The sequence below is a fragment of the Campylobacter sp. RM16190 genome (genome assembly GCF_012978835.1).
Classification (GTDB): Bacteria; Campylobacterota; Campylobacteria; order Campylobacterales; family Campylobacteraceae; genus Campylobacter_A.
The window spans coordinates 119,187-125,995 of the sequence record NZ_LIWS01000005.1 but is presented as its reverse complement, the minus strand read 5'-3'; the positions used below and the strand labels follow the sequence as shown (position 1 = coordinate 125,995).

At 34.8% G+C, this 6,809-nt stretch carries 9 protein-coding genes; 4 read left to right on the top strand and 5 right to left on the bottom strand.

Features of this window, described 5'->3' with window-relative positions; all coding sequences use genetic code 11:
• Nucleotides 1-80: 80 nt before the first annotated feature.
• Nucleotides 81-455, bottom strand: a complete 375-nt coding sequence (locus CDOM16190_RS07260) for a RidA family protein (RefSeq protein WP_170019681.1) — start codon at nt 453-455, stop codon at nt 81-83.
• 106 nt (nt 456-561) lie between these two features.
• Here CDOM16190_RS07260 and CDOM16190_RS07255 point away from each other — a divergent pair, with 106 nt between their 5' ends.
• Nucleotides 562-789: a DUF2798 domain-containing protein gene (locus tag CDOM16190_RS07255; protein ID WP_170019679.1), complete on the top strand. Its 228-nt coding sequence runs from the start codon at nt 562-564 to the stop codon at nt 787-789.
• Nucleotides 790-794: 5 nt separating this feature from the next.
• Nucleotides 795-1,271 carry a cheVAW transcriptional regulator CheQ gene (gene cheQ, locus CDOM16190_RS07250; RefSeq protein ID WP_260953181.1) on the top strand — a complete coding sequence of 159 codons (477 nt, stop codon included), beginning with the start codon at nt 795-797 and terminating at the stop codon, nt 1,269-1,271.
• Here the strand turns inward: cheQ and CDOM16190_RS07245 are convergent.
• Both CDOM16190_RS07245 and CDOM16190_RS07240 read right to left on the bottom strand, forming a co-directional pair.
• Nucleotides 1,268-1,828, bottom strand: a complete 561-nt coding sequence (locus CDOM16190_RS07245) for a Fe-S-containing hydro-lyase (RefSeq protein ID WP_170019675.1) — start codon at nt 1,826-1,828, stop codon at nt 1,268-1,270. The genes cheQ and CDOM16190_RS07245 overlap by 4 nt on opposite strands.
• A gap of 9 nt (nt 1,829-1,837) precedes the next feature.
• Nucleotides 1,838-2,683, bottom strand: a complete 846-nt coding sequence (locus CDOM16190_RS07240; protein WP_170019673.1) for a fumarate hydratase — start codon at nt 2,681-2,683, stop codon at nt 1,838-1,840.
• A gap of 220 nt (nt 2,684-2,903) precedes the next feature.
• On the opposite strand from CDOM16190_RS07240, the gene CDOM16190_RS07235 reads away from it, so the two are divergent.
• The gene (locus tag CDOM16190_RS07235) at nt 2,904-3,956 is read left to right on the top strand and encodes a TRAP transporter substrate-binding protein (RefSeq protein WP_170019671.1); all 1,053 of its coding nucleotides are present in this window, start codon (nt 2,904-2,906) and stop codon (nt 3,954-3,956) included.
• A 28-nt stretch (nt 3,957-3,984) separates the two neighbouring features.
• Here CDOM16190_RS07235 and CDOM16190_RS07230 read toward each other — a convergent pair whose 3' ends face one another.
• The gene (locus CDOM16190_RS07230) at nt 3,985-5,313 is read right to left on the bottom strand and encodes a hemolysin family protein (protein ID WP_170019669.1); all 1,329 of its coding nucleotides are present in this window, start codon (nt 5,311-5,313) and stop codon (nt 3,985-3,987) included.
• Between the two features lie 97 nt (nt 5,314-5,410).
• Complete coding sequence (locus CDOM16190_RS07225) at nt 5,411-5,623, bottom strand: hypothetical protein (RefSeq protein ID WP_170019667.1); 213 nt, start codon at nt 5,621-5,623, stop codon at nt 5,411-5,413.
• Nucleotides 5,624-5,828: 205 nt separating this feature from the next.
• On the opposite strand from CDOM16190_RS07225, the gene CDOM16190_RS07220 reads away from it, so the two are divergent.
• Complete coding sequence (locus tag CDOM16190_RS07220; RefSeq protein ID WP_170019665.1) at nt 5,829-6,809, top strand: putative transporter; 981 nt, start codon at nt 5,829-5,831, stop codon at nt 6,807-6,809.

Here is a 6,809-nt window from a genome sequence, read left to right as displayed (position 1 = left end):
TTTTATTACAAAATCAAAAATCACAAAAGAAATTTGCAAAAATATAAAAATGCAAATTTCTTTCTATATAGAATATAGTATTATTGAGCAGCTATAGCTTCAATTTCTACTAAACCATCTTTTGGCAGAGTCTTTACAGCTATAGTGCTACGTGCCGGAAATTCTCTTTTAAAACAACTAGCATAAATTTCATTTACTTTTGTAAAATCATTTATATCGGCTAAAAATATAGTTGTTTTTACAATATTTTCAAATGTTAAGCCAGCCACAGCCAAAATATTTTTGATATTTTCCATAGATTGTCTTGTTTGGTCTTCAACACTACTTCCTGCAAATTCTCCGTCAGGTTTTATACCAAGCTGCCCGGATATAAATAAAAATCCATTTGACATAACCGCTTGAGAGTACGGTCCTATGGCTTGTGGAGAGTTTTTAGTAGATATAATTTTTTTCATGATTTTCCTTAAGCTTAAAATCTTGCAAAATCCTACAACAAATTCAATTTTCTGTCAATAAAAATAATCTCATATTTTGATATAATCGATAAAAAATAGGATTTTTATGATACCGATTAAATTTTACAAGTTCGTTTTAGCATTTATTATGTCGCTTTTTATGTCATTTTTGATGTCTGGAGTCTTACTATATATAAATTTGGGGATTATAGATAGATTCTTGATATTATGGGCAGAAGGCTGGTTCAAAGCATTTGTAGTCGCCTATCCTAGCGTTATATTCATAATGCCTTTTGCAACAAAGCTAACAAAGAAAATTTGTAAAAACGAGTAATCTATATAATGAATATAGTATTGGCGCCTAACGAATTTTTGGATGGTTATGTGCTTGGGTGCGAATTTGCAAAGCTTGCAAATATCTCTTCAAACGCATATCTCTTCTGGAAAGGCGTAATTTCGGCTAAATTTGAACACTCTCGTATAGTTTTTTTAAAATACAAAACAATTCCACATAAATTTGAGCATATTATCAAAGATTGTAGTGGGCTTGAGGGACTAGTTTTAACAAGCTCTTTTTGTTCATTTACCGGACTTGCACCATCTCATCTAGTGAAAAAAAATAATTCAAATTTATATAAACTTTTTGATATAAGAGAAATTTGCGGAATAAAATTTATAAATTTAAAGAAATTTTATGATGACTTAGGACTTGATTACGGCTATAGAATTTATATAGAAAAGTGTAAATTTTTCTCTCCAGAGCCATTAGAAAAGCGTATCAGACTAACCGATACGCTTTGTCTTGGATATTATTAAACCTTTTTATATGGCGCTTGGCCTACTTCATAAAAATTGCTTCCATCGCTATCTATCGCTACTATCGCAGGAAAATCCTCGATAGTTATTCGTGCTATAGCTTCTGGGCCAAGATCCTCATAAGCCAAAACTTCATATTTTTTGATACTCTGACTTATTAATGCCCCGGCTCCTCCGATAGCCACCATATATACGCATCCTGATTTTTTCATCGCATCTACCACTTCCTGAGAGCGGTAGCCCTTACCTATCATACCGTTTATACCAACTTCATTAATCATAGTTGGGGTATATTTATCCATTCGTCCACTTGTTGTAGGACCTGCCGCACCTATAACTTGACCAGGCTTTGCAGGACTTGGTCCAAGATAATATATTGTTTCACCGGCCAAATTTACAGGCAACTTTTCACCTCTGGCTAAAGTCTCTGTTAAGGCTTTATGCGCAGCATCTCTGGCCGCTATTATTGTTCCCGATATTAATACGCTATCGCCAGCTTTTAGACTTTTTACTACGCTTTTATCAAACGGTGCAGTTATTTTCTTGATTTCTGACATCTTTTCTCCTTAAATTTCAGCTTCAGCATGGCGTGCAGCATGGCAGTTTATATTTATAGCAACCGGAAGTCCAGCTATATGAGTAGGATACCACTCTACATTTACTTTGACAGCAGTATAATCTCCGCCAAGTCCTTGTGGACCAACACCTGTTTTACAGGCTAGCTCAAGCAACTCTTCTTCAAGCTTAGCATATCTCTCATCAGGATTTTTGCTATCCGCAGAGCGTGCAGCGGCATATTTTGCCATAAGCGCAGCCTTATCCATAGTGCCGCCAATACCTACGCCTATTACCATAGGAGGACAGGCATTTGGACCAGCCAGCCTTACCGTGTCTAAAAATACTTTTTTAATACCTTCTAATCCATCGGCAGGAACTAGCATCTTAAGAGCCGATTTATTCTCGCTACCAAACCCCTTTGGAGCCACTTTAATATGAATTTTATCGCCTTTAACTATTCTTACATTTATAACTGCCGGCGTATTATTCTTAGTGTTTTTTCGGTCAAAAACAGGATCACACACTACAGATTTTCTTAAATAGCCTTCCACGTAGCCATTGGCCACGCCTTCATTTATAGCATCTTCAAGAAAACCTCCCTCTATATGCACATCCTGACCTATATCCACAAACACAACTGCCATTCCGGTATCTTGACAAATAGGTGCTATTCCTTTTTCGGCTAAGTCGGCATTTTGCAAAATTTTGCCTAAAATATCTCTGCCTGTTGGCGAACTCTCATTTTCTTTAGCTTTTGCAAAAGCCTCTCTCATATCAGGGGTTACGATATAACAGGCCTCTTTGCAAAGTCTGCTGACAACTTTAGTAATTTCACTAGCTTGAATCAATCTCATCTATACTCCTTAAGAATTATCATTACATTATATAACTTTATTATAAAATTTAAGTTGAAAATTTTATTTTTATATAATAATTACAAAAAGTGAATTATATTCAATTTATTTACAAATTTACTCAATTTTTAAATTTAAAATAATTAAAAATTGATATTAAGACAAAAACATAATATAAAAGCCATATAATTTAGTAAATCTTAATATCAAAGGAGAAAATATGAAACTACTGACTACACTTGCAATAAGTGTAATTTTAGCTCTAAGCTCGTCGGCAGCTGAAAAATATAAATTAAAACTTGCCGCAACTTACGAAAGTAACGTTCCGGCACTTGGGGAGGCTCCGAAAAAATTTAAAGAGTTGGTTGAGAAGATGAGTAATGGGCGTATAGAAGTGCGAGTGGACTACCCATCAAAGCACAAAGCTGCATTTGCCGTGCTTGATATGGTAAAAAACGGACAATATGACGTAGGATATACAGCAAGTTACTTTTATAAGGGTAAAGATCCCAAGCTAATGCTATTTACGACAGTGCCTTTTGGAATGAGTGTATCAGAACAACATGCATGGTATAACTATGGGGGTGGTAAAGAGCTATCCAAAAAAGTATTTTCAGAGCATAATATAGTAACCTTTTTAGGTGGAAATTTCGGTATGCAGATGGGCGGATGGTTCAAAAAAGAGATAAAAACTATTGACGATCTAAAAGGATTAAAGCTTAGAATGACAGGGCTTGGCGGTGAAATCATGTCAAAACTTGGAGTAAATATCAATACAATTCCTATAGGCGAGCTTTATATGGCACTCGAAATGAATACTATAGATGCGGTAGAATGGGTGAGTCCCGCACTAGATATTAGCTTTGGCTTTCAAAAAGTAGCAAAATACTATTACACAGGATGGCAAGAGCCTGCTAGCGAGAATGAATTTTATATAAATAAAAAACTATTTGACAAGATGCCTGAGGATTTAAAATACATAATTGAAGCAGCAACAAAGGTTGTATCTAACTATGTTTACGAATATGCAACATACCAAAATGCTGTTGTTCTTGATAGGATTAAAAAAGAACATCCGGATATCAAAATAACATCATTTTCTCCAGAGATAATGGATGCTTTAAAAAAAGCAACAGATGAAATTTTAAATGAATTAAGCGCAAAAGATCCTATGTTTAAAGAAATTTTAGAATCACAAAGAAGCTATATGAAAATAGGCAGAGAGTGGACTCAAATTTCGGATTATGCATATATTAAAAATTCAGACAAATAGTGCTTAGGCGGCAAAGACCGCCTAAAATTTAATCATTCTCTTCACCTTCAATCTTTTTACGTACTTTAACAGTTAGAATGCTAGTTCCATCCATTTTACGCACTTCATAGTGGCAGTTCTCATCATCTATTCTATCTCCGACCACAGGCAATCTGCCAATAAGGTTAAATACATATCCGCCGATAGTTACTTGATCTGTCTCCTCATCAAAGCTAATACCCATAAGCTCTTCAACGCTTTCTAGGTCAAATCTACCGTTAAATTCATATATATTGTCATTTATCTTTCTAAAATGAGGATCAGCTTCATCATGCTCGTCATTTAGATCACCCAAAACCTCTTCCATAATATCTTCCATAGTAAGAAGGCCTGCAGTGCCACCATATTCGTCTACTACAAGAGCGGCTGAAATTTGCTGTTTGTTCATCATTACTAGGGCCTTTGAGATAGATAAGCTCTCAGGTACTATCAAAAATTTTCTAACGATTTGATCAAAATCTTTTTTCTTACCCTCTCCAAAATGAACAGCTAAAATGTCTCTAATATGTATCATGCCTAAAATCACATCTTTGCTACCATCTATATATGGGAAACGAGTATATTTGGACTCAAAAATTACTTTTAGATTATCCTCAAAGCTCTTTTGTTTATTTATGCAGACTAAATCACGGCGAGGAGTCATAATTTCTTTAGCCACAGTGTCGCTAAAATCCACCGCATTCTTTATAAGTTCAGTCTCAAAACTATCTAAAACTCCGCCTTTTAAGCTCTCTCCTACGATTATCTTAATCTCCTCTTCTGAGTGCGCGAGTTCGCTTTCTTTGGCGGGCTTTATGCCGAGCATTTTTAAAGAGAGCCAAGCAAGATAGTCAAATGTCTTAATTAGAGGCGAAAAAATAACCCAAAATATATGAAGGGGTTTTGCTATAAGCAGAGTTGATTTCTCGGCTTTAGCAATGGCGATCGATTTTGGAACCAGCTCTCCAAGCACCACGTGAAATAACGTAATAGTCGTAAATGCGATAGCAAACGCAACGGTATGAACAACCAAGTCGCTTACATCAAAGTAAATTTGAAGCGGCCTTTCTATCAGCCTTGCGATCGCAGGCTCGCCTATCCAACCAAGCGCAAGCGAACTAAGTGTTATGCCGAGCTGAGTCGCGCTTAGATATGTATCAAGCTTATTTGACATATCGTAGGCTAGTTTTGCATTTGGAACCTTATCCTTGATAAGCTCTTCTAGTCTACTTCTGCGAACCTTGACAATGGCAAATTCGGATAAAACAAAGAAAGCGTTTAAAAGTACAAATAAAATTGCGAGTAAAATCATAAAATATGAATCGCTACTGGGGTGCAATAAAAATCCTTAAAAATTAAGATAAAATTGGCATTATATCACAAAAGCAACCAAATCTCAATTAACTTACTTGCAAGAACTTTCATGTAAAGCTATTTTAAAATTTAGGCTTCCCGTCGTTTGATTTAGAAATATTTATAAAATCAATAGCGATTTTTTGACATGCGGTTTTATCTTGTTTTTCGAGACAAAGAGTTTCAAGCTGCTCCTTGCTCATGTTTTTATAATCCGCTACTGTTTTATTATTTGCGCCCATATATATCCATACTAAAGAGAAAATAACAGCAAAAATAAATATAATTCTAAACAAATTTTATATCCTTAAATTTTAGTTTATAAAATAATACTACATTTAAACCAAATTTATTTATAATTTAAATCTATCAAATTTCATATTATTTTAATTTTTTTAATATTTTAGGTCAAATCTAGCAATTTTGAATTTAATATCCAAATTTAAATTAATATTTTTTTGATATACTTTAGCGTTTTAATTTCACACTCGGGAGAGAAAAGTGTTTTTATCTTTTTTTAAGAGTAAAAAATGGGCCAAATGGGCTTACGGCGGTATAATTTTGATATCATTATCACTTATACTTCAAACATATATAAATATTCAATTTAATAATTGGTATAAAAACTTTTACGACATCTTACAAAATGTAAAAGAGCACGACATACAGGATTTTTGGGCGGGGATAAGACTATTCTTATATTTAGCCATGCCGTATATAATGCTTCGTGTTTTTATATCGTTTTTTTCCAGCCACTGGATATTTCGCTGGCGAGAGGCAATGACCTTTAGCTATCTTAGCTACTGGCGAAAAGTCGAAAAGGACATCGAGGGAAGCTCGCAGCGTATGCAAGAAGATACTTATAGATTTGCAAAAATCATGGAAGATCTTGGAGTTGATATCTTAGACTCCATAATGACTCTAATCGCCTTCATACCGATACTTTGGGGGCTTAGTGCCAAAGTAAATTTGCCTTACATCAAAGATATTCCGGGCTCTCTTGTATGGATAGCCCTAATTATAAGTGTGGGCGGGCTTATAATCTCTTGGTTTGTAGGCATCAAGCTTCCTGGACTTGAATACAACAACCAAAAAGTCGAAGCCGCCTTTAGAAAAGAACTTGTTTTAGCAGAGGACAACAAGATAAACTACGCTCATCCGGCAACTATAGTAGAGCTTTTTACGGGGCTTAAATTTAACTACTCAAGGTTATTTTTACACTATGGATATTTTAATATGTGGCTATACTCTTATCATCAAATTTCAATCATAATTCCATATCTAATAATGGGTGGAGGACTATTTACGGGTCTTATCACTCTTGGAGTTTTAGTTCAAGTTAAGAATGCATTTGCACAAGTTAGATCAAGTTTTGGCGTGTTTATCAGCAACTGGAAGACTATAACCGAGCTTCGCTCAATCCATAAGCGTCTAAAGGAATTTGAGCACAATATCGGCTACAAAAAAATGGATTGGGAGTAG